The sequence below is a fragment of the Bradyrhizobium sp. Ghvi genome, assembly GCF_900115265.1.
Taxonomy (GTDB): Bacteria; Pseudomonadota; Alphaproteobacteria; order Rhizobiales; family Xanthobacteraceae; genus Bradyrhizobium.
Genome location: NZ_FOVU01000003.1, coordinates 447,501 through 470,936, shown reverse-complemented (window position 1 = coordinate 470,936; position 23,436 = coordinate 447,501). Strand labels below are relative to the sequence as shown.

Annotated in this window: 19 protein-coding genes and 1 tRNA gene; 5 read left to right on the top strand and 15 right to left on the bottom strand. The window is 64.0% G+C overall.

The features are described from left to right. Window positions 1-130 precede the first annotated feature (130 nt). The 9 genes from dapD to rpmH all read right to left on the bottom strand — a co-directional run bounded on the left by dapD (window position 131) and on the right by rpmH (window position 7,643). Complete coding sequence (gene dapD / locus BM374_RS13460) at window positions 131-976, bottom strand: 2,3,4,5-tetrahydropyridine-2,6-dicarboxylate N-succinyltransferase (RefSeq protein WP_092292763.1); 846 nt, start codon at window positions 974-976, stop codon at window positions 131-133. 126 nt (window positions 977-1,102) lie between these two features. Further along, window positions 1,103-1,795, bottom strand: coding sequence for a pyrimidine 5'-nucleotidase (locus tag BM374_RS13455; protein ID WP_092292761.1), 693 nt, complete (start codon window positions 1,793-1,795; stop codon window positions 1,103-1,105). Between the two features lie 14 nt (window positions 1,796-1,809). Further along, entirely contained in the window at window positions 1,810-2,796 is a 987-nt protein-coding gene (locus tag BM374_RS13450; protein WP_092293450.1) for a DUF1036 domain-containing protein, read from the bottom strand. Between the two features lie 194 nt (window positions 2,797-2,990). Beyond that, window positions 2,991-3,878, bottom strand: coding sequence for an acetylglutamate kinase (gene argB / locus BM374_RS13445; protein WP_092292759.1), 888 nt, complete (start codon window positions 3,876-3,878; stop codon window positions 2,991-2,993). A gap of 205 nt (window positions 3,879-4,083) precedes the next feature. Next, window positions 4,084-4,440, bottom strand: a complete 357-nt coding sequence (locus BM374_RS13440; protein ID WP_177248275.1) for a DUF423 domain-containing protein — start codon at window positions 4,438-4,440, stop codon at window positions 4,084-4,086. After that, complete coding sequence (yihA, locus tag BM374_RS13435; RefSeq protein ID WP_092292755.1) at window positions 4,440-5,093, bottom strand: ribosome biogenesis GTP-binding protein YihA/YsxC; 654 nt, start codon at window positions 5,091-5,093, stop codon at window positions 4,440-4,442. The genes BM374_RS13440 and yihA overlap by 1 nt, the downstream gene beginning before the upstream one ends. 112 nt (window positions 5,094-5,205) lie before the next feature. Then, entirely contained in the window at window positions 5,206-7,062 is a 1,857-nt protein-coding gene (gene yidC, locus BM374_RS13430; RefSeq protein WP_177248274.1) for a membrane protein insertase YidC, read from the bottom strand. A gap of 16 nt (window positions 7,063-7,078) precedes the next feature. After that, a complete protein-coding gene (gene rnpA, locus BM374_RS13425) occupies window positions 7,079-7,480 on the bottom strand; it encodes a ribonuclease P protein component (protein ID WP_092292751.1) in 402 nt (133 codons plus the stop codon). 28 nt (window positions 7,481-7,508) lie between these two features. After that, a complete protein-coding gene (gene rpmH / locus BM374_RS13420; RefSeq protein WP_008542748.1) occupies window positions 7,509-7,643 on the bottom strand; it encodes a 50S ribosomal protein L34 in 135 nt (44 codons plus the stop codon). Window positions 7,644-8,034: 391 nt separating this feature from the next. Here rpmH and BM374_RS13415 point away from each other — a divergent pair, with 391 nt between their 5' ends. From BM374_RS13415 to BM374_RS13405, 3 genes are all read left to right on the top strand, one after another. Beyond that, a complete protein-coding gene (locus tag BM374_RS13415) occupies window positions 8,035-9,546 on the top strand; it encodes a sensor histidine kinase (protein WP_177248273.1) in 1,512 nt (503 codons plus the stop codon). 281 nt (window positions 9,547-9,827) lie between these two features. Then, window positions 9,828-9,904 (top strand) — tRNA-Arg (locus BM374_RS13410). A 246-nt stretch (window positions 9,905-10,150) separates the two neighbouring features. Next, the gene (locus BM374_RS13405) at window positions 10,151-12,106 is read left to right on the top strand and encodes an autotransporter outer membrane beta-barrel domain-containing protein (RefSeq protein WP_143270182.1); all 1,956 of its coding nucleotides are present in this window, start codon (window positions 10,151-10,153) and stop codon (window positions 12,104-12,106) included. Between the two features lie 34 nt (window positions 12,107-12,140). On the opposite strand, the gene BM374_RS13400 is transcribed toward BM374_RS13405, so the two are convergent. Further along, entirely contained in the window at window positions 12,141-13,208 is a 1,068-nt protein-coding gene (locus BM374_RS13400) for a helix-turn-helix transcriptional regulator (protein WP_092292747.1), read from the bottom strand. 629 nt (window positions 13,209-13,837) lie between these two features. Between BM374_RS13400 and BM374_RS13395 the strand changes: the two genes are divergently transcribed. Further along, window positions 13,838-15,526: a methyl-accepting chemotaxis protein gene (locus BM374_RS13395; RefSeq protein ID WP_092293446.1), complete on the top strand. Its 1,689-nt coding sequence runs from the start codon at window positions 13,838-13,840 to the stop codon at window positions 15,524-15,526. Window positions 15,527-15,671: 145 nt separating this feature from the next. Here BM374_RS13395 and BM374_RS13390 read toward each other — a convergent pair whose 3' ends face one another. Then, the gene (locus tag BM374_RS13390; RefSeq protein WP_143270181.1) at window positions 15,672-15,911 is read right to left on the bottom strand and encodes a hypothetical protein; all 240 of its coding nucleotides are present in this window, start codon (window positions 15,909-15,911) and stop codon (window positions 15,672-15,674) included. A 109-nt stretch (window positions 15,912-16,020) separates the two neighbouring features. Here BM374_RS13390 and BM374_RS13385 point away from each other — a divergent pair, with 109 nt between their 5' ends. Beyond that, a complete protein-coding gene (locus BM374_RS13385; protein WP_092292743.1) occupies window positions 16,021-16,215 on the top strand; it encodes a hypothetical protein in 195 nt (64 codons plus the stop codon). A 143-nt stretch (window positions 16,216-16,358) separates the two neighbouring features. On the opposite strand, the gene BM374_RS13380 is transcribed toward BM374_RS13385, so the two are convergent. From BM374_RS13380 to BM374_RS13365, 4 genes are all read right to left on the bottom strand, one after another. Further along, window positions 16,359-16,817, bottom strand: coding sequence for a hypothetical protein (locus tag BM374_RS13380; RefSeq protein ID WP_092292741.1), 459 nt, complete (start codon window positions 16,815-16,817; stop codon window positions 16,359-16,361). Beyond that, window positions 16,817-17,068 (bottom strand): hypothetical protein, encoded by a 252-nt coding sequence (locus BM374_RS13375; protein WP_092292739.1) that lies wholly within the window; start codon window positions 17,066-17,068, stop codon window positions 16,817-16,819. The genes BM374_RS13380 and BM374_RS13375 overlap by 1 nt, the downstream gene beginning before the upstream one ends. Before the next feature lie 90 nt (window positions 17,069-17,158). Further along, window positions 17,159-20,254 carry an efflux RND transporter permease subunit gene (locus BM374_RS13370; protein ID WP_177248272.1) on the bottom strand — a complete coding sequence of 1,032 codons (3,096 nt, stop codon included), beginning with the start codon at window positions 20,252-20,254 and terminating at the stop codon, window positions 17,159-17,161. Continuing rightward, entirely contained in the window at window positions 20,251-23,430 is a 3,180-nt protein-coding gene (locus BM374_RS13365) for an efflux RND transporter permease subunit (protein ID WP_092292735.1), read from the bottom strand. Before BM374_RS13365 ends, BM374_RS13370 begins: the two co-directional genes overlap by 4 nt. Between the last annotated feature and the right edge of the window lie 6 nt (window positions 23,431-23,436).

Sequence of the window (23,436 nt, the reverse complement as noted above, 5' to 3'; positions counted from 1 at the left end):
TGCAAGGCACCGCGGGCGGAGCCTCGAAGGATGAACGGCCGGGATGCAAGCGGCCCGTCGCCCTTCGAGGGCCGCCGAAGAGGCGGCCGCCTCAGGGTGACGTTCAGAGACTTGGGCTCGTGGCGTCGCCTCAATCCCGCAGCAGCTCGTTGATGCTGGTCTTCGAGCGCGTGCGCTCGTCGACGCGCTTGACGATCACGGCACAGGCGGTGCTCGGGCCGATCTGGCCGTTCTTCATCGGCTTGCCGGGCAGCGCGCCGGGCACCACAACCGAATATTCAGGAACTTCGCCCATGAAGACTTCGCCGGTCTCGCGGTCGACGATCTTGGTCGAGGCGCCCAGGAACACGCCCATCGCCAGCACCGCGCCCTTGCGCACGATCACGCCTTCGGCGACTTCCGAGCGGGCGCCGATGAAGCAATCGTCCTCGATGATCACGGGCTCGGCCTGCAGCGGCTCGAGAACGCCGCCGATTCCGGCGCCGCCGGAGATGTGCACGCGCTTGCCGATCTGCGCGCAGGAGCCGACGGTGGCCCAGGTGTCGACCATGGTGCTCTCATCGACGTAAGCGCCGAGGTTGACGAAGGACGGCATCAGCACGACGTTCTTGGCGATGAACGCGGAGCGGCGCACCACCGCGCCCGGCACCGCGCGAAAACCGGCGTCGCGAAAACGGTTCGGGCCCCAGCCTTCGAACTTGGAGGGCACCTTGTCCCACCAGTTCGCCTGGCCCGGACCGCCGGGAATGACGTCCATGTCGTTGAGGCGGAAGGACAGCAGCACGGCCTTCTTCAGCCACTGATTGACCTTCCACTTGCCATCGGTGCCGCGCTCGGCGACGCGGGCCTCGCCTTTGTCCAGAATCTCCAGCGACTGGTTCACGGCGTCGCGGACCTCGCCCTTGGTCGTTGTCGAGATGGTCTCGCGCGCGTCGAAGGCGCTGTTGATGGTGGATTCCAGGGCGGACAGGGACATCGGAGGCTTCCTCTTGGGATCGGGGAATTTTGATGGATTGGCGCGCTTTTTCGGGATTTGGAAGGACGGAGTCAAGGCATACTCGGCCGTCGTCCCGGGCTCGCTTGGCGCCCTGGGACGACGGCGTTACTGGGGAGAGAGCCTCGCCAAAAACCCCGCCAGATCATCCGTGACGTGATCGACATGGGCCGCATCGCGGCCCTCCAATTCCCAATCCTCGCGCACCACTTCCTTGGTGCCGTCAGGCACCACCAGCACCGTGGTCATGCCGAGCTCATGCGGAACGACGAGGTTGCGGGCGAGGTCCTCGAACATCGCCGCGCGCGTCGGGTCAACCGAATGATCGGCGAGGAATTTCCGGTAGGTCTGCGCCGCCGGCTTGGGCTCGAATTCGGCGGCGATGATGTCGAACACGCCGTCGAAATGGGTGGCGAGGCCGAGCCGCGCCAGCACCGCATCGACATGGTCGACCGAGCCGTTGGTCAGGATCAGCTTGCGGCCCGGCAACCTTGCGATGGCTTCGCCGAGCGCCGGGTTCGGCTCCAGCGGCGAATGGTCGATCCTGTGGACGTAAGCGAGATAGTCGTCGGCGCGCACGCCATGCAGGGTCATCATGCCGCGCATGGTGGTGCCGAAGCGCCGGTAATAATCCTTCTGGACCTTGCGCGCTTCTTCGGACGAGACGTTCAGCCAGTTGCATATGAACTCGCCGATTCTCGCGTCGACCTGCTGCCACAGATTGACGTGATGCGGATACAGCGTGTTGTCGAGGTCGAACACCCAGGTCTCGACGTGGGCGAAGGAGCGAGGTGACTTCATCGGAACGCTCTCAATCACGGCAACGCAAAGCGCAGCGTCTTGCCGCCGCTGGACATATCGACCGCGCCAAAACCGGTCGTTGCAAATCCGCGTGCGCCGCAATCGGTCTGTTCGGTGGTCTCGAACTTGGTTTCGCGCGTGCAGAGCTGTTTGTCGCCGCCCCAGTTCAGCGGTCTGTCCTTCAGCTTGATGGTGCGATTGTCGCTGTCGACGGCTTCCGCGAAGCTGAAGATCTGCTTCGGCTGGCCGGCGACGTCAGGATGCAGGCAGGTCTTGGGATCGATTCGGTACCAGCCGCGGCTGGTCACGGACTTGCCGTCGTCGGTCGCGATGGCGGCCATCACCTTGTGCGGCGTGTCGTTGCACCAGGTGAGGCCGGTGGTGGACGGCGTCTGCGCCGCATCGACCATGGTCTTGAAGAAATTCGGCGAGCCGACCACGTCGGAAGACAGCCCACGGCTCTTCAGGAACGCGGCGAGAGCTCCTTGCGTCTTCGGTCCATCGACGCCGTCGATGGCGCCGACGTCATAGCCGGCGATCACGAGGAGCCGCTGGATGCCGGCGAGCCGCGCCTGCTCGTCGTCATATTCGGAATCCTCGGCGAGATAGGCGACGAGATTGCCGTCGTCGCCCTGCGTCGGGGTGATCTGGGTAAAGGGCGCTTGCGTCTGACCGCTGCGGCACTGCCGCGCGGCCGCGATGATGAAATTGTCCTGGGCCACGCACAGCATGTCGCGGCCGTTCTGCGGAATCGGTGAAGCGCCATACACGCCGAGCGCGCGGGCATTGAGCAGGATCCGGTCGGCGGTGAGCGTGCCCTGCACCACCACGCGGCAGGTCGCAGGATCGATCCTGAACCAGCCCCGTGTCGCGGTCGCCGCCTTGTCATCGATGCCGATCGCGGCCTCGACCACATAGGACATGCGGTTGCAGATCTTGAGGTCGGCCAAGGCCGGCGCGGAGGAGAAGACAAACGAGACAGCGGCGGCCGGCAGCGTCATCAGCAGGCGCGTGAGGAGGGAGCGGCGATGCCTCCGTCCCGTCATTCCGGGGCGATGCGAAGCATCGAACCCGGAATCTCGAGATTCCGGATTCGCCCTGCGGGCGCTCCGGAAGGACGGCGCGAGGTGAGAACCGGGGATGCCCGGGTCAAGCCCGGGCATGACGACATTTTTCCGCTTGTCGTGCCAGCCCATCACTTGTGGATCAGCGTTCCCGTGCCCTGGTTGGTGAAGAGCTCGAGCAGCACCGCGTGCTGCATCTTGCCGTCGATGATGACGACGCCCTCGACGCCCTGCTCGAGCGCATAGATGCAGGTCTCGACCTTCGGGATCATGCCGCCGGAGATGGTGCCGTCGGCGATCAATTTTCGCGCGTCCTTCACCGAGAGCTGCGGGATCAGCTTCTTCGACTTGTCGAGCACGCCGGGCACGTCGGTGAGCAGCAGGAGGCGCTTGGCCTTCAGCGCACCGGCGACCGCACCGGCAAAGGTGTCGGCGTTGATGTTCAGCGTCTGGCCCTCCTTGGAGGTGGCGAGCGGTGCCAGCACGGGGATCAGCTCGTAGCCGATCAGCTGGTTGAGCAGCGTGAGGTCCACCTTCTCGGGGTCGCCGACGAAGCCGAGGTCGACGGCCTTCTCGATATGCGAGTCCGGATCGATGATGGTGCGCGTCGTCTTCGACGCCTTCACCATATTGCCGTCCTTGCCCGAGAGGCCCACGGCCTTGCCGCCGGCTTCGTTGATGTAGCCGACGATCTGCTTGTTGACGGAGCCGGCGAGCACCATCTCGACGATCTCGATGGTCGCGGCATCGGTGATGCGCAGGCCGGCCGCGAATTCCGAGACGATGCCGAGCCGCTTGAGCATGGTCGCGATCTGCGGCCCGCCGCCGTGCACAACCACCGGGTTGATCGCGGTCTGCTCGAGCAGAACGATGTCGCGGGCAAAATTCTTCGCGGTCTCCTCGTCGCCCATGGCGTGGCCGCCATATTTGATGACGATGGTTTCCTCGTCGTACTGCTGCATGTGCGGCAGCGCTTCGGACAGGATGCGGGCCTGGTCGAGCGGGGAGATGTCGGTCATGTCACGGATCTCGCTGGCGGGACTAACGCGGGTTCGCGTTCTATCCGATTGGCGGGCGAGGCGCAAAGTGGGACTGGCATGCGGGCGCGTGTCCCGGACGCGGTGCGGCGCGTAGTGCCGCGCCGCTGAGCCGGGACAGAAAGCGGCATGGGCCCGGCTCGGCAGCGCACCGCTGAAGCGCTGCGCTGCGTCCGGGGCACGAAACCTATTTCTTCACCGCGGCCGCCAGCGTCACCGCCAGCCAGCTCGCAATCATGAGCGTTCCGCCCGATGGTGCGGCCATCGGAAACAGCGAGTGCCCCGCATATTGCCGCAAGCTGAGGTCACCAGCGAACAGCGCCGCGCCGACCACGAAGCCGAAGGCGGCGATGAGGCCAATTCCGCCGTGCAAAAGGCCGCGCGCGAGCAGGGCGACACAGGCCAATATGGCAGTTGCATGAAACAGCAGCATGGCGCTTGCGGAGGCAAGCCGGCTGGCGTCGGTGCCGTGGGCGGAGGCGGCGGCCAGCGCGACGCCGGCAGCGCCCATCAAGCCGGCGAGCGCAATCAGCAGGCGCGCCATCACGAGCCCCGCTCTTCCAGGAGCTTGGCCATGGCGGCGCGCAGCTCGGCCATGCCGGTCGCACTGCGCGAAGAGGTCGCGATCACGTTCGGGAAGGCAGCCGGATGCTTGGCGAGCGCGGCTTCCGTCTCGGCGATGCGTGACTGCAGCTCGGAGGCCTTCACCTGGTCGGCCTTGGTCAGCACGATCTGGTAGCTGACGGCGGAGCGGTCCAGCGTCTTCAGCACCTCGAGGTCGACATCCTTGAGGCCGTGGCGCGCATCGATCAGCACGTAGACGCGCGCGAGCGAGGCGCGGCCCAGCAGGAATGTGTGGATCAGCTCGGTCCAGGATGCGACCTGGCTCTTGGGTGCCTTGGCATAGCCGTAGCCGGGCATGTCGACGAGGCGGAGCTCGGTCTTACCGGGCACCTCGAAGAAGATCAGCTCCTGCGTGCGCCCCGGCGTATGCGAGGTGCGGGCGAGGTTGTTGCGCCCCGTAAGCGCGTTGATCAGGCTCGACTTGCCGACATTGGAGCGGCCGGCAAACGCGATCTCCAGCCCCGCCATCGGCGGCAGCGTCTGGATCGAGGGCGAAGCCCAGATGAACTGCCAGTCGCGGGCGAACAGCTTTCGTCCGGATTCGATCAGCTTCGCATCTTTGTCGTTGGTCATGCGAAGCTCTTTTGTTGCACCGTCATTCCGGGGCGACGCGAAGCGTCGAGCCCGGAATCTCGAGATTCCGGGTCTGGTGCTTCGCACCATCCCGGAATGACTGAGTGTGAGACTACGTCGCCTTCCTTGCGAACGTCGATTTGAGATTGTCGAACAGCTCCACCTTCACGCCGTTGCGGCGCATGATGAAGCTCTGCTGGATCACCGAGAGCGTGTTGTTCCAGGCCCAGTAGATCACAAGGCCCGCCGGGAAGCCCGCCAACATGAAGGTGAAGATCAGCGGCATCCAGTTGAAGATGATCTGCTGGGTCGGATCCGGCGGCGTCGGGTTCAGCTTCATCTGGAACCACATCGTGATGCCCATGATGATCGGCCAGATGCCGAGCGCGAGATAGTGGCCGAACACCGGAATCGTGGTCGGATCGTAGTGCAGCAGCCCGAACAGCGTGAACAGATTGGTCGGATCCGGTGCCGAGAGGTCCTTGATCCAGCCGAAGAACGGCGCGTGCCGCATCTCGATGGTGACGAACAGCACCTTGTAGAGCGAGAAGAACACCGGGATCTGGATCACCACGGGAAGACAGCCGGCGACCGGATTGATCTTCTCCTTGCGGTAGATCTCCATCATCTCCTGCTGCTGCTTCACCTTGTCGTCAGGATAGCGCTCCTTTAGCGCCTGAAGCTGCGGCTGGATCGACTTCATCTTCGCCATCGAGGCGTAGGACTTGTTCGCCAACGGGAAGAACAGCAGCTTCACGATCACGGTCACGAGCAGGATCGAGATGCCGAAATTGCCGAAGAAGCGATAGAAGAAGTCGAGGCCGAGGAACATCGGCTTGGTGATGAAGTAGAACCAGCCCCAATCGATCAACAGATCGAAATGGTTGAGGCCGAGCTCCTTGTTGTAGCCGCCAAGGCCTGCGAGCGGGAATACGCCGACGACGCCGGCTTCCTTGGCGCCGGCGAACAGCCGCGCATTCGCGGTTGCCGTGCCGCCGATCGCGACGGTGACGGGATCGAGCAGGTAGTCAGTCTGATAGCCCCGGATGTTGTTGGCGAGGGTCGAGGAAAAGCTCGCCTGGAGCTGGGCATTGGTGTCGGGCAGCAGCGCCGAGGCCCAGTATTTATCGGTGATGCCGAGCCAGCCATTGGTGGCCTTGAAGTCGACCTTCTTGGCTTCGTCGATCTTCTTGTAGGCGTACTCCTGCAAGCCGTGGTCGCCGAGATAGCCGATCAGGCCCTCATGCAGGATGTAATAGCCCGAAACGTGCGGCGTGCCGTGGCGCGAGATCAGCGCGAACGGATAGAGCGTGACCGGCGCGTTGCCGACATTGCTCACCTCGTCCTTGATGCTGAAGAGGTAATGGTCGTCGACCGAGATGGTGCGGCGGAAACTGAGGCCCTCGCCATTGTCCCATTTCAGCTTGACCGGCGTCGTCGGCGTCAGGCTGCCGCTGCCGTCCTGTTCCCAGAGGGTCTGGGCATCGGGCAGTTTGGCCGTCACGCCCGTTGCCGGCACCCAGCCGAACTCGGCGTAATAGGGTTCAGCCGTGCCCGATGGTGAATAAAGAATGATCGGAGGCGACTTCGGGTCGACCGTTTCGCGGAATTGCACCAGCGCGATGTCGTCGATGCGGCCGCCCTTCAGCGAGATGCTGCCGGCAATCCGCGGCGTGTCGATCTTGACGCGCGGGGTCGCTGCGATCGCGGCGTCGCGGCTCACGGTCGGCTGAGCCGGCTGGTTCGCGCCCGGAGCCGCTGACGGCTGGGTCGCGCCGTCGGCCTGCTGCGGCGTGGTGCCGGGCGTCGCAGAGGCCGTCGGCTGCGGATTGGCCTTCTGGAGCTCGGCCTGCGCCTGCTGCTGGGCGCGCTGCTTCTCCATCGCCGGCACGTTGTAGAAATATTGCCAGGCGATCAGCACGAGGCCCGACAGAATGACGGCGAGGATGGTGTTGCGATTGTCGGTCATCACTATTGTCTCGTCATCAATCCGGTTTGCGGCTGGTCGCAGGAGCGGGGCCCGGCCTTGAGCCGTCGGTTCTTGGGCCGCGGCCCTTGTGCGTATGCCGCGCAGGCTTCGCGAACGCTATGCGCAGATCGTCGAGCATGGTGGCGAAGTCGCGCGAGAGCGCGTCCCTGCGGCCGACCAGCACGTAGTCATGATGGGGTTGCATCGATACTGGATCGAGCCGCTTCACCAATTCGCGAAGCCGGCGCCGGATGCGATTGCGCTCGGGGGCGTTGCCGTTCTTTTTGGTAACGGTGAAGCCGATCCTGACAGGACCAACGTCGTCGCGACCGCGGCTTTGCAGGACGAACGCGGGACTATTCGCCCGCGCGCCATTGGCAACGGCGAGGAAATCCGCTCGCTGCCTCAGCCGATCCATGATGAAATCCCGGAAAAGGGGGTCCGGATCAGGCGCTCAGACGCTTGCGGCCGCGGGCGCGGCGGGCGGCGAGGACCTTGCGGCCGCCGGCAGTGGCGAGACGGGCACGGAAACCGTGACGGCGCTTGCGCACCAGTTTGCTGGGTTGATAAGTCCGCTTCACGGGTTTTTCTCCGCTGACCGGGCAATTTGCCTGTAGAATTGAAGGTAAAGTCCGGAAGATGCGACCCAAAACGGGCCGTTTCCGGCCCCAGAAGAGCCGCTCCCGGCATCGCACCGGGTCATCGCGGACAATTTGCGCGGCTTATAAGGGAGCGTCTTGTTTTCGTCAACGCCGCAGGTCCGCGCAGTTCCGGTGAACATCGCTGTTTCCTTCGGTTTTCTCCTTGGGGTTTCTTGAGGTTTTTCACCCTCGAGGTGGCGAATAGCGATATCAGCGCCTACATCCCACCTCGGCAGATTAGCGATCCGTAATTTGACCATCCCTAGGATCGGGTCGCATCCTCCATCAGCCGAACTCTATCAGTTCAGTAAGGCCAGCAGGGGCGAATTTCGTGGCAGCGACAGACCTCCAGCAGCTGACCCAAGAGCTGGATCCGGATCGGCCAACGGACCAGCCGGTGACGCGGTCGCGCGGTTCGGGTGGGCTTGGCCTATCCGGAAAACTGCTGCTGCTGACCGTGCCCCTGGTGATGATCGCGGCCGTGCTGCTCTATGTGCCCGCGATCGCGAACTTCTGGGTCAACCGGCTCAACGACCGCGTCGCCGCGGCCAACACGGCGGCGCTGGTGCTCGATGCCGCACCGCTCGGCATGGTCCCCGATTCGCTGTCGCGCGAGATCCTGAAGAGCATCAATGCGCGCGCGGTCGCGATCAAGATGGGCCAGCAGCGTCGGCTGCTCGCCAGCGACAATCTGCCTTCAACGATCGAGCACGACATCGACCTGCGCGACATGACGGTATGGGAGGCGATCACCGGCTCGTTCCAGATGATGCTGGAGACCGGCAACCAGCCGATCCGCATCGTCGGCCCCGGCGTCGGCAATGCCCAGTTCATCGAGATCGTGACGGACGATCTGCCGCTGCGGCAGTCGATGTACCGCTTCTCCCGCAACCTCGTAGTGGTCGCGCTCATCATCGGCATTTTGACCGCCGGCCTCGTCTATCTCGCGCTCCATTACCTGTTCGTGCGGCCGATGCGGCGGCTGACGGCGAGCCTGGTCGGCTTCCATGAAAACCCTGAAAGCTCCGCGCGGATCATCGTGCCGAGCCAGCGCAGCGACGAGATCGGCGTTGCCGAGCGCGAATTGTCCGACATGCAGCGCGACCTGATGTCGATGCTGCATCAGAAGAGCCGGCTCGCTGCGCTCGGCCTCGCCGTCTCCAAGATCAACCACGATCTGCGCAACCTGCTCGCCTCGGCGCAGCTCCTGTCCGACCAACTCGCCAGCGTGCCCGACCCGCGGGTGCAGCGTTTCGCGCCAAAGCTGGTGCGCTCGCTCGAGCGCGCCATCGCGTTCTGCCAATCGACGCTGTCCTACGGCCGCGCCCAGGAGGCCGCGCCCGACCGCCGCATGATGCTGCTCGAGCCGGTCGTGCTGGAGGTGCGCGAGACCGCCGGTCTTGCCAATGACGTCTCGATTGCCTGGGTCTCCGCGATCGAGCGCGGGCTTACGGTCGATGCCGATCCCGACCAGCTGTTTCGCGTGCTGCTCAACCTGGTGCGCAATGCCGCGCAAGCGCTGGAAAGCCACTCCTCAGGTGACGGCGGCCCTCAGCAGATCCGGATCACCGGAAAGCGCGAGGGAGCGGTTGCGATCCTGGAAGTCTCCGATACCGGTCCCGGCGTGCCTCAGAAGACCCGGGAGCACCTGTTCGAAGCATTCCAGACCTCCGGCCGCCCCGGGGGCAGCGGGCTTGGCCTCGCCATCGCCGCCGAGTTGGTCCGTGCCCATGGCGGCGACATCCACCTGGTCGAAGGCACCATCGGCGCCACCTTCCGGATCGTCATTCCCGACCGCCCCGTGGAACTCCTTTCGATCCGTAACGAGCGGCAGCGGGCGTAACGGGCCAGAGGCCGAGTGGCGGCCGCGGCCAGCAGTCTGCCGTCTTTCCGGGGCGGCGCAGCGCGCCGAACCCGGAATCCAGAGGTTTGGGGTCGAGATTCCGGGTTCTCGCTCCGCGAGCCCCGGAATGACGGTGGAGAGACCGTCATCACCGTGCAAAATCTCCGCATCCCGGACCTTGCCAATCCCGGCAAGAGCGGTTAGTCAGAGCGCTCTTTCGCACCGCTCCGGCTTTGCCGGGGGCTGCCCCGCGGGCCCCGCCCGCGCTGTTTGCGAAAAACGCGCCCGTAGCTCAGCTGGATAGAGCATCAGACTACGAATCTGAGGGTCGGACGTTCGAATCGTTCCGGGCGCGCCATTTCGCGATTTTTCTACGAATTTGTCCTGTGCAGCTCTGAAGCGCGCCCGGGCCCGCGCATTCCGCCGGCCGGGGTGCGTACCTCGACTCAATCGCGCACCGCGATGAGGGGGATTTGCTTGCTTTGATTAACCCAATTGGGTCATGCGCGATCAGAGCCGAAAGACTATGAGCGCCAATGTATTGGGGTGCATACTTTTGGGGTTCGAAATGAGGTTGCGCGGCCTGGGGGCTCTGAGTCTGGGATTGATCATCGCCGGTTCCGCATCGGCGCAGACCTTCAATCAGCTAGTTGGATTTGGCGATAGTTCGCTCGACAGCGGATACTTTCGATACACCAGCACCGGCTGGAACAATGAAGCCCGGTTTGTAACCGCGCGCGCCAACGGCGCCGCGATTACGGGGTCCGCCGGCCTGATGAACACCGATTTCCTGGCGGCATCCTTCGGATTGACTCTGGCGCCGAGCAGCGCGCCGGGCGGAGGAACCAATTTTGCGGTCGCTGGGGCCGAGAACAATTCGCCCAACATCGGAGGAGGCCCCAGCCCATCCACGGTGCAGCAGATCAACAACTATCTTGCTTCGACCGGCGGGCAGGCCAATCCGGACGCCCTCTACATCATTCGGTCCGGCGGCAACGACCGCACCGCGTTCGTGGCCGCTTACAAGGCCGCCAATGGCGGCGCCTCGCCGCCGCCCGGTCTGTTCAACGTGGCCGTGCAGCCCAGCCTGGCCGCGCTGGAGGCATCTATCAAACAACTGAGCGCAGCTGGCGCGCGCTATATGATCTTGCCGACCTACTTCGGCACTAATTCCGATTTGAAAGCCTACCAGCAGCAGCTTTGGAGTGATCTCTCTGCCGCGGGAGTCAAATTCATTCCCGCGGATTCCAATGCTATTAGGCAATACGTCGCCGCGAACCCGGCGGCGTTCGGCTTCACATCGGTTTTGCCCACAGGATTCGGCGGCGTTTCCGCGTGCAACCCCCAAATCGGCTTCCCCGGCGCCTCTGGCTACGGACTCATTTGCGTTCCCTCGACTACGCCCGCCGGTGGCGCCGTGAACGGGACGGCGTACCTCAATTCGCAAAATTCGCTGCAGACCAGTCTGTTCTCGGACGACCAGCACATTTCGCCGGCAGGACAGAAGATCGAGGCCGATTATTTCTACGGCCTGATCGTCGCGCCGAGCCAGATGTCGTTTCTGGCTGAGGCGCCGGTGAAGACGCGAACCAACGTAGTCAACGCGATCACGAGCCAGATCCCGCTTTCGTTCAGCACGCCGGGCGCGTTCCACGGCTGGGTCAGCGGCGATGTCTCCTGGCTGAAGATGACGAACAGCTCTCCAGGTTTTCCGGACGACCCGGGAACGCCGGTGGCGGCGACGGCCGGATTTGACTACGCGATTACGCGCGACTGGCTGGTCGGTGCGGCCTTCTCCGGCGGCACCACCAGGCAGACCTTCAGCCTTGGCGGCGATTTCCGGCAGACCGAATACGCGATCAGTCTCTACAGTGCGTATCGCAAGGATGCGTTCTGGCTGAACGGCATCGCGACGTGGGGCGCGTTGAGCGATGGAATCAATCGCGTGGTCCCGCTCGGCATCACGACGCAGTCCAACCAAGGTAGCACCGACGGCACCAACATCTCGGTTGCGGCGGAGACCGGTTATCACTTCCGGACCGCTGTCGGAGCTCTTCCCGATGGAGCCGGCAGGGCCTTGAAGGCCCCGGCGGTCGCGCCGGTCTATCTCACGCATGGGCCCATCGTCGGAATCATCGCCCAGCAGGTGCACATCAATCCGTTTGCGGAAACCAATGCGAGTGGCGCTCCGACCAACCTGGCATTCGCAAGCCAGCTTCGCAATTCGGCAGTGAGCGAGCTCGGCTATCAGGCGAGCTTGAACCTCGGTATGTGGGAGCCTTACGCCAGAGCGACCTGGAATCACGAGCTCGCCGGCAGCGGCCGGCTTGTTACGGCTTCACTGCTCAACATCACGGCCCCGAGCTATTCGCTGCCGGCTGTGTTGCTCGGAAAGGATTGGGGCTCAGCGACCGTTGGCACGCGCGTCGGGTTCGCGCCGAATGCGACCGCGTTCGCGGCGCTCTATTCTCAATTCGGCCAGAACAATGTCACCACCTATGGCGCACAGTTTGGACTGAATGTTGCGTTAGAATCCTCTGCAGTTCGTGCCATGTACTGAGATTGGCACGAACTTCTGATGCGATGCGGTCTGGTCATGCCAGCTGCGATACCAGGCTGACCAATTCTGCCTGGCGGTGCGTACCGGTCTTGGAGAACGCTGATTTCAGCTGATTCCGTGCTGTCTCTCGTGCAATCCGTAGCTGTTGTGCCGCTTCGTCCAGAGACCTGCCGCTCGCCAACAGCGATACCAGCCGGGATTCAGCCGAGGTGAGATCGAACACCTGCGAAATCAACGCGGGTTCGAGCGTGCGTGGAGTGAGGTTGGACAAGACAAGCATCATCCGCGCTCCGAGAAAGACGCTACAGGCCGCACCATCGACGGGCAAGACGCGGATGACGACCGGTGGCTTTGCCGTGCGACGAACCACCATCGGGGCGGCAGGCAGTGCGGCGGTATCAGGCGTCGATCGGATGATGTCGATCAGTTGATCAAGCTCGGCGGCCGCCTTCTTGTCACGTAGGAACAGTTGCCGATCTCTAATCCGGATTTCCTCGTCAAATCCGGCATCGGCCGCAGCGTTCGTGCTCAGCACCATGCCCCGCCGGTCGATAACCAGTGCGGCCTGGCGGACCCTGCCCAGCACGTCCGTCATGGAGGTGAGGGCGACCCGGCCCACTGCCGTCGAAAGAGTGGCCGTCTCCGTCAAGCGCGGCGCAAGCCGTGCAAGCAAGCGCTTGTCCCCCGCCTCGAACGGACCCTCGTGCCCGGTCCGCTGGATGGCCAGCGCCCAGGCGGCGGAGCCTGCCCAAAAGCCGACACCCGCGAACCATTGCAACCCGAACGGATAAAGCACTTCGTTGTACATGGGATCGGAGCGAATTTGCTCCGGTGTCAGGATATCGTGGTCGGTGACGATCTCGCCGGACATCATGCGCGGAAATCCAGCGGCTCGCGGATCACTCAGGTGCCAACCTTCCTTGAAGTAGAGCTGGGTACCCTCATCCATCGATTGCGTCCGCGGGACGTCCGGCGTCCGGACGTCGCTCTGGAGAAGGACGGCAGCCGATGCGCCGACCGCCCGGCAGATGTCGTCCATGATGGCGGGCCAAGCGGCGGGATCCACCGCAGCTTCCCCAAATCGATCGATGACTTTCGACAATTGATCTTGATCAATTCCATTTGTCCCCAAGAGCGGGCCCCTTTCCGCTTATTCCTGTGGCGTCCGTTTCCTCCAACGGCTGCACAGCTATTTGGTTTTCCGATGCAGCAAGCCCCACCAGACACAAGAGCCTGCGTGCCGGTCCGGCTCACACCTTGCTCCAAAAGGTGGGCCGGCAACTTGGAACTCTGTCGCGACAGCACGGCGAATTGCAAGCGTGTTAGAGATTGTTGCGGGAAAATCTGGAACGGCCAGTTCGCAACGTCTTCTTGTATCTTACAAGCGCTGAGCCCGTCAGCGGTCGCGCCAGGCCTTGGCCGAAATTATAACGAGATTTCAATCGTGTAGGAGTTCGCAGCTTTATTTCGAATGGCGCGCCATTTCGCGATTGCCGCTTTTCCAATCGGCGGCGCCAGCGCTCGTCACTGCGGAGCGCGAGTAACGTCTACCTTTATTTGCCGGCTGATGGGTGTCACCGTTATTTCCCGATTCTGCAGTCGACTTTCTCCAAACGTCGGCGCCTCGAGCGTCTCCGTCGGACGACAGAAGTGGAAGTCGCATCCTTAACGTGGCTCTAACGAGTGCTCCGTACGGTTCCCGCGCCACAATCCCGGCACCGGAGCGCAATGATGAAGCTGATCAACAATCTCCCCATCGCGGCAAAATTGGGGGGGCTCATTGTCCTCGCGTTGCTGGGCTTGGCGGTTGCGGGCCTCCAAGCTGCTCGCCTGATGAGCGATCAGCTCCTGGCCGACCGGACCGAGCAAGCGCGCACGATCGTGGATATCGCCAAGAACGTCGCGCTGGAGCTCCAGAAGCAGGTCGATGCCGGTCGGATGACCAAGGAGCAGGCAATCCAGGAATTTGCCAAGCGCACGGCAAGCATGACCTACGACAAAGGCGAAGGTTACCTCTTCGTGTACACGATGGACGGCGTGTTGCTGGCGCATCCCGACGTGAAGCTGATCGGTACCGATCGGCTGGATGCCGTGACCGGCGGCCGCAAGCTGATTCGCGAGTTGCGCGACGGCGTTGCCTCCAAGGGCGAAATCACCTTGAGCTATGAACACACAAAGGCGGGCGAGACCCGTCTGTCGCGGAAGTTGACGTACGCGGCTGGCATTCCGGGATGGAGCGTGTTCGTCGGCACAGGCGCTTACCTCGACGATTTGGAGGCCAAGCTTTGGCCGATCATCCGATCGTTGGGCTTCTCGATGCTCGTGATCGCCTGCGTCACCGGGCTCGCCGCCTGGCTCACCGCGCGCGGAATTACCGTTCCGCTCGGGCAGCTGCGAGACAGCATGCGCAAACTCGCGAGCGGCGATCTTCAGGTAACGGTCTCCAACGGGGACCGGCGTGACGAGATCGGCTCGATGGCCGAGACCGTTCAGGTGTTCAAGGACAACGCCATCCGTATTCGAGGGCTCGAGCAGAAGGAGGCTGAAGCGCAGCAGCAAGCCATCCTCGATCGCCGTGCGGCCATGGCGGCGCTTGCCGACGGGTTCGAACGCAGTGTCGACGGCGTGGTGCGCGCTGTCGGCCTCTCCACGGGAGAAATGCAGACCGCCGCAGAATCCATGACCGTGACTGCCGGCGACGCCAGCCAACGCGCGGCTACCGTAGGTCAGGCTTCCGAAAAGGCCCTCGGCAACGTGCAGGCCGTTGCCGCGGCGGCCGAGGAGTTGTCGGCCTCCGTCGCCGAGATCTCACGCCAGATGCTGCAATCGAGCGAGATCGCGCGCCGAGCTGTCAGCGAGGCTGAGCAGACCAATTCGACGGTGCAGCAATTGTCGGGCGGCGCCGAGAAAATTGGAGCGGTGGTCCAATTGATCCAAAGCATTGCCGAGCAGACCAATTTGCTGGCACTCAACGCCACCATCGAGGCTGCGCGCGCCGGCGATGCTGGCCGCGGCTTCGCGGTGGTGGCCTCCGAGGTCAAGGCGCTGGCCACTCAGACCGCCAAGGCGACGGAGGAAATCTCGGCGCAAGTGTCGAACATGCAGGCGACAACCGGTGAAGCGGTCGTGGCGATCAACGGTATTGCGGGGACTATTGGCAAGATGAGCGAGATTGCGATCGCGATCTCGTCGGCGGTGGAAGAACAAGGCGCGGCGACGCAGGAGATCGCTCGCAATATCCAATCCGCCGCGCAGGGCTCGAGCGAGATCACGAGCCATATCGGCGGGGTGAGCAGAGCGGCCACGGCCACCGGTTCCGCTGCGTCCGAAGTGTTGCGCGGCGCGCGCGAACTCGACCAGCAGGCCGGAACGCTGCGCGCGGCGGTCGACGGATTCCTGCGCCAGGTTCGAGCGGGCTAAAAAGGCGAGGCGCCAGGTCTGAGAGCTCGCCGCGGTTCCGACCTGGTCAACCGGACTCGCCGCCTCGAGAGTTTGGCCGGCGATTTCGAGGGCTCGACGCGGGCCGCGCTACGTGAATGCACTAGACGATCCCAAGTCTTGCCGCTCAGTCGATGGGGGCTTCGAGGGCTGCGGACGCCGTCGCGGTCCGGCAATCGATCACGGATATCTCGGAAGCTTCCAGCAGCGTGATCCTGCTCTGGAGCCGCGCGGCCTCGCCGGACAGAAAGTGAAGCGCGGCACACATGTCCATCAACTCGGCTTGGTCTGATTTGTCGATGGCGCGCCTGGCGCGGCGTTCGCACTCGTCGGCTTTTTTCCGCAATAGCTCGATCGCTCCGATCATCGCTCGCTCCTGCCCGTTGGATTCACAAGCTTCGTCGCCGGTTAACGAATGGGTAAGGCTCTCAGGTTGTCCCATGTTGCCAATAATACCAGGGCGAGCAGCGCAATCTTTGTCGGAGATCAAGCTCGGGGGCGAATGGCGCCGTAGTTTGTGTCCAGACAAAGAGCTGCTGCCGACACGATGCATCTGCACCGGCGCCATCGCAGCCGAGCTTGAACACAACGTCGCCCATGACGAGCAGCAGCATATCTGCGGCACACGCGTGATGGCCGATGTCACCGTCACGCCCGGCCGTAGCGCATGACGACCGCGGCGAGCGGAAAGTGGTCGCTGGCGCTCGGCATCGACGTGAAGAAGGACGATCGCATCGACATCGCTGCGCCGATCCTCATCGAGTAGTCTCGATTGCGTGCGTCACCTGAAGCCGATTGATTCGACGATGCGTGCTTAGCCCGCACCTTCATCAGCCGCTTCGAACCACCGCTCGATCTGAACCCTCCAGGTTTCGATCATCTGGCTGAACGCATCATTGGTCAGATTGGCGAGGTCGATCTTCCCTTGTTCCGTCAGGGCGGTGAAAGTGTAGCTCACCGAAACCTCCGTCTGCGCGGGGCGGGCCTTCTTGCAACTCACCTCCACGAATCCAAAGCGTGAACTCGGGGTCACGCGCGCATACCGGACCCGGTAGTCAGACGGCTTCCATTCAATGCAGGACCAGAGCGTCTCGTCTTGGTCGCGGCCGGTTCGAAAAACCATGCCTTCGCAGGTCTCTCCGTTCTCGGGGTGGATGAAATCCGGATTCCAGCCCGGCACCCACAGGGTCTCTCCCTTAGGCGTGAAAAGCGGAAACACCTCATTGATGGATCGGGCAACCGTGATGTTGTGACGTCGCTCGATACGGTTCATCAAAGACGCTCTTCATCTCCATACGACCGATGACTATCGGCGGCTGTCAGCTCCAAGCCGTAGATCCGCTTCAGCTGTTCGATCACGCTGAGCGTCTCTTGCGAGAAGGGAATGCGACCCTCGAAGGCGTGCAACACGATACCTTCGATGAGATCGCCCAGGCTCATGTCGCGATGCTCGGCTAATGCCTTGAGCACCTTCAGTAATCGCTTTTCCAGGCGGACGCCGGTCTGTACCCGTTCCAAATCCATTCCCTAATGTACCATGGTACATTGGTACAATAAAGCATGTTTTTGTCCGGTATCGCGTTGCTCGTGGCCCCCGTCGCCATCGCATCAGGCTTACGAGGGCGTCTCCGCGACAGCGGCAACGGAGGCGAATGCCTCGGGGTGCGCCGGCGCCTTCTTCCGCCGCAGCTTGTCCAGGATCAGATACATCGCCGGCGTCGAGTACAGCGTGAACACCTGCGCGACGACGAGGCCTCCCATGATGGTGATGCCGAGCGGCTGACGGATCTCGAAGCCCGGGCCGGTGCCGAGAGCGATAGGCACGGCGCTCAAGAACGCGGCCAGCATCGTCATGGTGATGGGGCGGGCCCGCAAGCGCGCCGCGAGCAGGATGGCGTCGCGGGCGCTGAGGCCGCGATGCCGCTCCGCATCGAGAGCATAGTCGACCATCATGATGGCGTTCTTCATCACCATGCCGACCAGCAGGATGCAGGCGATCGTGGTCACCAGCGTGAACTGGGTGCGCGTCGCCCACAGCGCGACCAGCGCGCCGAAGGCGGTCGGCGGCAAGGTCGAGAGAATGGTCAGTGGATGGACATAGCTCTCGTAGAGCATGCCGAGCGCGATGTAGATCGCGATCAGCGCCGCTGCGAACAGCGCTGCCTGCTTGGCGATCGACTTGTCGGCTTCCTTGGCCTCGCCGCGGAATTCCGCCTTGACCTCGTCGGGCAGCTTTGCCGCTGCCTCTTCCCTGCGGATCGAGGCGATGGCATCGCCGATCGACGTGCCGGGCTTGATGTCGAAAAAAATCGTGGCGGCCGGAAACTGGGCGCTGTGGCGGACCCACATCGCCGCGTGCGCGCGCTGCGGCCGGGTCAGGGCCGTCAGCGGCACCGCTTTGCCGCTGGCGCTCGGGACGTAGATCTGGCTCATCGACTCCGGGCCCGTTGCCGCTTGCGGCTCGACCTCGAAGATCACGCGCGAATAGTTGGTTGGAAAATACAGGAGATTGACCTGGCGCTGGCCGAAGGCATCGTTGAGCGTGTTGTCGACCGCCACAGGCGTGACGCCGAGCATGGCGGCGCGCAGGCGGTCGATGGTCAGGCCGGCCTGCAAGCCGCCGGTCTCCCAGCTCGGGATGATGTCGATGACCTGGGGAATGCCGCGGACGCGGCGGATCATGGTCTCCGCGGCGCGCATCACCTGCTCCTCGTCGATACCCCAGAGCGTATATTGAAAGCGCGAGCCGCTGGACTGGACGCCGAGATTGAGATCCTGGAGCGGCACGAAGAACACCCGGACGCCGTCGATCTGGTTCATGCGCTCGCGCAAGCGCGTGATGACCTGCTGGATCGACTGTTTGCGGATCTCGGGCGGCTTGAGTGCCACCAGCATCTGTCCGACGCTGAGCGCGTTGCCGTTGCCCTCGCCGATGTAGGACGTCAGGCCAGAGATCGCGGGATCTTGCAGGATCGCCTCGCCGACGGCGCGCTGCCGGTCCTCCATCGACAGGAACGAGATGTTCGAGGGCGCAATGGTCCGCACGAACATCACGCCGGTGTCCTGGGTCGGCATGAAACCCTTGGGCAAAAGAAGATAGAGCCAGACGCTGGCCCCGGTCAGCGCGGCGATCATCAAGGCGGTCAGGAAACGGTGGCGTAGCGTCCAGTCGAGGCTGCGGGCATAGAACGTGCGGCGACCCGGGTCTGCATCGGGATTGTGCAGCCGCTGCCGGCCGCGATCGAGCAGATGGCCGCACATCATTGGCGTCAGCGTCAGCGAGATCGCGGCGGAGGACACGATGGCGACCACCAGTGTCACGCCGAACTCGCGGAAATAGCGGCCGACGACATCAGGCATGAACAGGATCGGGATCAGCGCCGCGATCAGGGCGACGGTGATGGCGACGACCGTGAACGCCATCTGCCTGCTACCGTTGATGGCAGCCCGGAGCGCCGGCTCGCCTTCGGACATGCGGCGGATGATGTTCTCGATCATGACGATGGCGTCGTCCACGACGAAGCCGGCCGCGATGGTCAGCGCCATCAGGGAGAGATTGTCGAGGCTAAATCCGCACAGGCTCATCACGAACAGGGTCGCGGCCAGCGAGACCGGAATCGTGACGCTCGGGATCACGGTCGCCCAGAATCGCCTGAGGAATAGCGCGATGACGAGCACGACCAGCGCCGAGGCGACCACGAGCGTGAGCTTGACGTCGTTCACGGCTGACCGGATCAGCGTGGTGCGATCGTAGATCGTATGCAGCTTGATGCCCGGCGGCAGCCAGCGCTGGATCTCCGGCAGCTGCGCCTTGATCGCATCGACCGTCTCGACGATGTTGGCGTCCGACTGCTTGTAGATGAACAGCACGACGCCGCGCTCGGTGCCGTACCAGCCGGCAAGGCGGTTATTGATGACGCTGTCAGTGACCGACGCGACGTCGCCTAGACGAATAGGCGCGCCGTTGCGCCAGGCCAGCACGATGTCGCGATATTCGGACGCCTGGAGCAACTGGTCGTTGGCCTCGATGGTGAAGCGCTGGCCGTCGACCGAGACGGCGCCCTTCGGCAGGTTCTGCGATGCGCTGATCACGGCGACGCGGGCCGCCTCCAGCGACAGGTTCATCGCGGCGAGTCGCGCCGGGGACACCTGGATGCGCACCGCGCTTCGCTCGGCGCCCGTCACGTTGATCCGCGCGACGCCCGGCAGCTGCGACAGTTTTGGCGAGATCACGCCATCGGCAAGGCTGTAGACCTCGCCGGAAGTGAACACGTCGCTGGTGAGCGCCAGCGCCACGACTGCGGCGCCCGCCGGATTCGCCTTCCAATAGACCGGCGGCCATGGGCCTTTCGGCAGGTTCGGTCCCGCCGAGTTGATGGCGGCCTGCACCGCGCCGGCGGCGGCATCGAGATTGACCGAGAGCTCGAACTCCACCGTGATGCTGGTGCCGCCCATGGCGCTGAACGAGGCGATTTCGGTCACGCCCGGGATCAGCGCGAGCGTGGTCTCGAGCGGCTGCGCCAGTGCGCTCGCGACCGTGGCCGGGCTCGCACCGGGGAATGGCGCGTAGATCCCGATCGTGGGCCGCTCCACCGCCGGCACCGAGGCGATCGGCAGGCGCACATAGGCGACACAGCCGAGCAGGAATACGCCGATCATCAGCAGCGTCGTCGCCACCGGCCGCAGCACGAATTGTGCGGTGATGCTCACGGCGCCGGCCGTTCGGCCTGAGCCAAGGCCGCCACCTCGGATGAGGGTCGCCATCCGAACCGGCTGCGCAGCGAGGCGAATGCCAAATAGACGACGGGGGTCGTGTAGAGCGTCAGCACCTGGGAAACGATCAGGCCGCCGACGATGGCGATGCCGAGCGGCTGGCGCAGCTCGGAGCCGGTGCCCGAGCCGATCGCGAGCGGCAGCGCGCCGAACAGCGCCGCCATCGTCGTCATCATGATCGGGCGGAAGCGCAGGATGCAGGCCTGCCTGATCGCGTCGAACGAGGACGCACCGTCCTCGCGTTCGGCGGCGAGCGCGAAATCCACCATCATGATGGCGTTCTTCTTGACGATGCCGATCAGGAGGATGATGCCGATTAGCGAGATCAGGTTGAGATCCTGCCGGTACAACATCAGCGCCAGCAGCGCGCCGATGCCGGCGGAAGGCAGTGTCGAAAGGATCGTGATCGGGTGGATGTAGCTCTCATAGAGCATGCCGAGGATCAGGTAGACCGTGACGATCGCGGCGAGCAGCAGCCATTTCTCGTCGCTGAGCGAATTGGCGAACTCGGCGGCCGTGCCGATCAGCCTGGTGGTGACCGCGTCCGGCAACCCGATCTCGCGTTCGGTCTTGCGCAGCGCCTCCGTCGCCTGGCTCAGCGACACGCCGTCGGCGAGGTTGAACGAGATCGTCGTGGCCGGAAACAGGCCCTGGTGCGAGATCAGCAGCGGCGCGTGCTGCCGCTCGATCCGTGCGAAGGCCGATAGCGGCACCGGCGTGGAGGCCCTGCTGAAGGCGCCGCTGAAGCCGCCGGTTTGCTGATCGATGGTGCTGGCCTGGGCCGCGGCGGCAGTGAGGTAGATCTTGCCGAGGATGTCAGGATCGTTGCGAAGCGCGGGATCGACCTCGACGATGACGTGATACTGGGTGAGGGGGCCGAACACGGTTGCGATCTGACGCTGACCGAACGCATCATAGAGCGTCTGGTCGATCGTGTTCAGGCTGATGCCGTAGCTCGATGCGAGCTGGCGATCGATGGTGACGGACATCTGCAGGCCTTCGTCCTGCCGGTCATCGGCGACGTCGGCGAGCTCCGGGCGCTTGCGCAGTGCCTCGACCAGGCGCCGGCCCCAGAGGCGAAGCTCCTCCTCGTCGAGATCCTGCAGCGCATATTGATATTGCGTGCGCGCGACGCGCGATTCGATCTGCAGATCCTGCGCGGGCTGCAGATGCAGCGCGATGCCGTGAACGCCCTCGACAGCATGTTGCAACCGCGCCATGACGGTGGCGGCGGACGATTTCCGCACGTCGGGGCTGCCGATATCGATATAGAGGCGGCCGCTGTTCAGCGTCGTGTTGACGGAGCCGATGCCGACGAAGCTGCCGACGGTGACGACGTCGGGATCCCCGGCGATAACCGCCGCGAGTTGCTGCTGCCGCTCGGCCATCGCCGCAAAGGAGATGTCCTGGGCGGCATCGGTGGTGCCGATCAAAAGGCCGGTGTCCTGCAGGGGCAGGAATCCCTTCGGGATGACGACGTACAGCATCCCCGTCGCCACCAGCGTGAGCACGGTGAAGGCCAGCGTGAGGTTGCGGTGCCTCAGCACCCAGTCGAGCCCCCAGAGGTAGAAACTCGCGGAGACGTCGAAGCCGCGTTCGCTGAGGCGGAACAGAAAGCCGTGCTGCGCATCAGGGTCCTCGCGTTGCAGCAGCTGCGCGCACATCATCGGCGTCAGCGTCAGCGAGACGAGACCCGAGATCACGACGGCAAGGGACAGCGTGATCGCGAATTCCCGGAACAGCCGGCCGACCACGCCGCCCATCAAGAGCAGCGGGATGAACACGGCGATCAGCGACACCGTCAGCGAGACGATGGTGAAGCCGATCTGCCGCGCGCCTTTCAGTGCCGCTTGAAGCGGATCCTCGCCGTCCTCGACATAGCGCGCGATGTTCTCGATCATCACGATGGCGTCGTCGACGACGAAACCCGAAGCGATCGTCAGCGCCATCAGCGAGAGATTGTCGAGGCTGAAGCCGCACAGCGCCATGACGCCGAAGGTCGCGATCAGCGAGACCGGCAGCGTGACGCTCGGGATCACGGTCGCCCACAGCTTGCGCAGGAAGATGAAGATGACGAGAACGACCAGCGCGACCGTCAGCACCAGCGTGAACTGCACGTCGTGGATCGCGGCCCGGATCGTCGTGGTGCGGTCGCTGACGACGGAGATCCTCAGCGCCGCCGGCAGCGAATCCTGCAGCTTCGGCAAAATGCTCTTGATCGCGTCAACGACCTCGATCGTGTTGGCGCCGGGCTGGCGCTGGATATCCAGCAGCACGGCGCGCTCGCCCTGGAACCAGGCCGCCTGCTCGGCATCCTCGACGCCGTCGATGGCGGTGCCGACGTCGCGCAGCAAGACCGGCGCGCCGTTGCGATAGGCGATCACCGCATCCTGGTAGGCCTCCGCGGTGAACAGCTGGTCGTTGGTGTCGACGTGGAACGCCTGCCTCGGACCGTCGAGCGATCCCTTGGGATTGTCCGCGGTGGTGGCGGCGATGCCGCGGCGGACGTCGTCGAGGGACATGCCGAGCCCGGCAAGCCGGGTCGGGTTCATCTGCAAGCGCACGGCTCGCGTTTGTCCGCCCTCGATGCTGACGGCGCCGACGCCGGGGATCTGCGACAGCTTCGGCACGAGGATGGTCGCAGCGTGATCATTGGCCTCGTGCAGGGCCATCGTCTTCGACGTCAGTGCCAGGATCAGCACCGGCGTATCGGCCGGATTGACCATGCGATAGGTCGGCGGGCTCGGCAGCTGCTCGACCGGGATCCAGCCGGCCGCCGCATTGATCCGCGCCTGCACGTCCTGCGCGGCCGCGTCGATCTTGCGCGAAAGGTCGAATTGCAGGGTGATCTGGCTGTAGCCGTAGGAGCTGGTCGAGCTCATGTCGGTCAGCCCGGAGATCGTGCCGAAATAATGCTCCAGCGGCGCGGTGATCGAGGTCGCCACGACATTGGCCGAGGCGCCGGGATAGCGTGTCACCACCTGGATGGTGGGAAAGTCGACATTCGGCAGCGGTGCAATCGGGAGCTCACGATAGCCGAGCATGCCCAGCAGAACGACCGCGACGATCATCAGCGTCGTCGCGATCGGCCTCGTAATGAAGGGCGCGGACATGGCGGA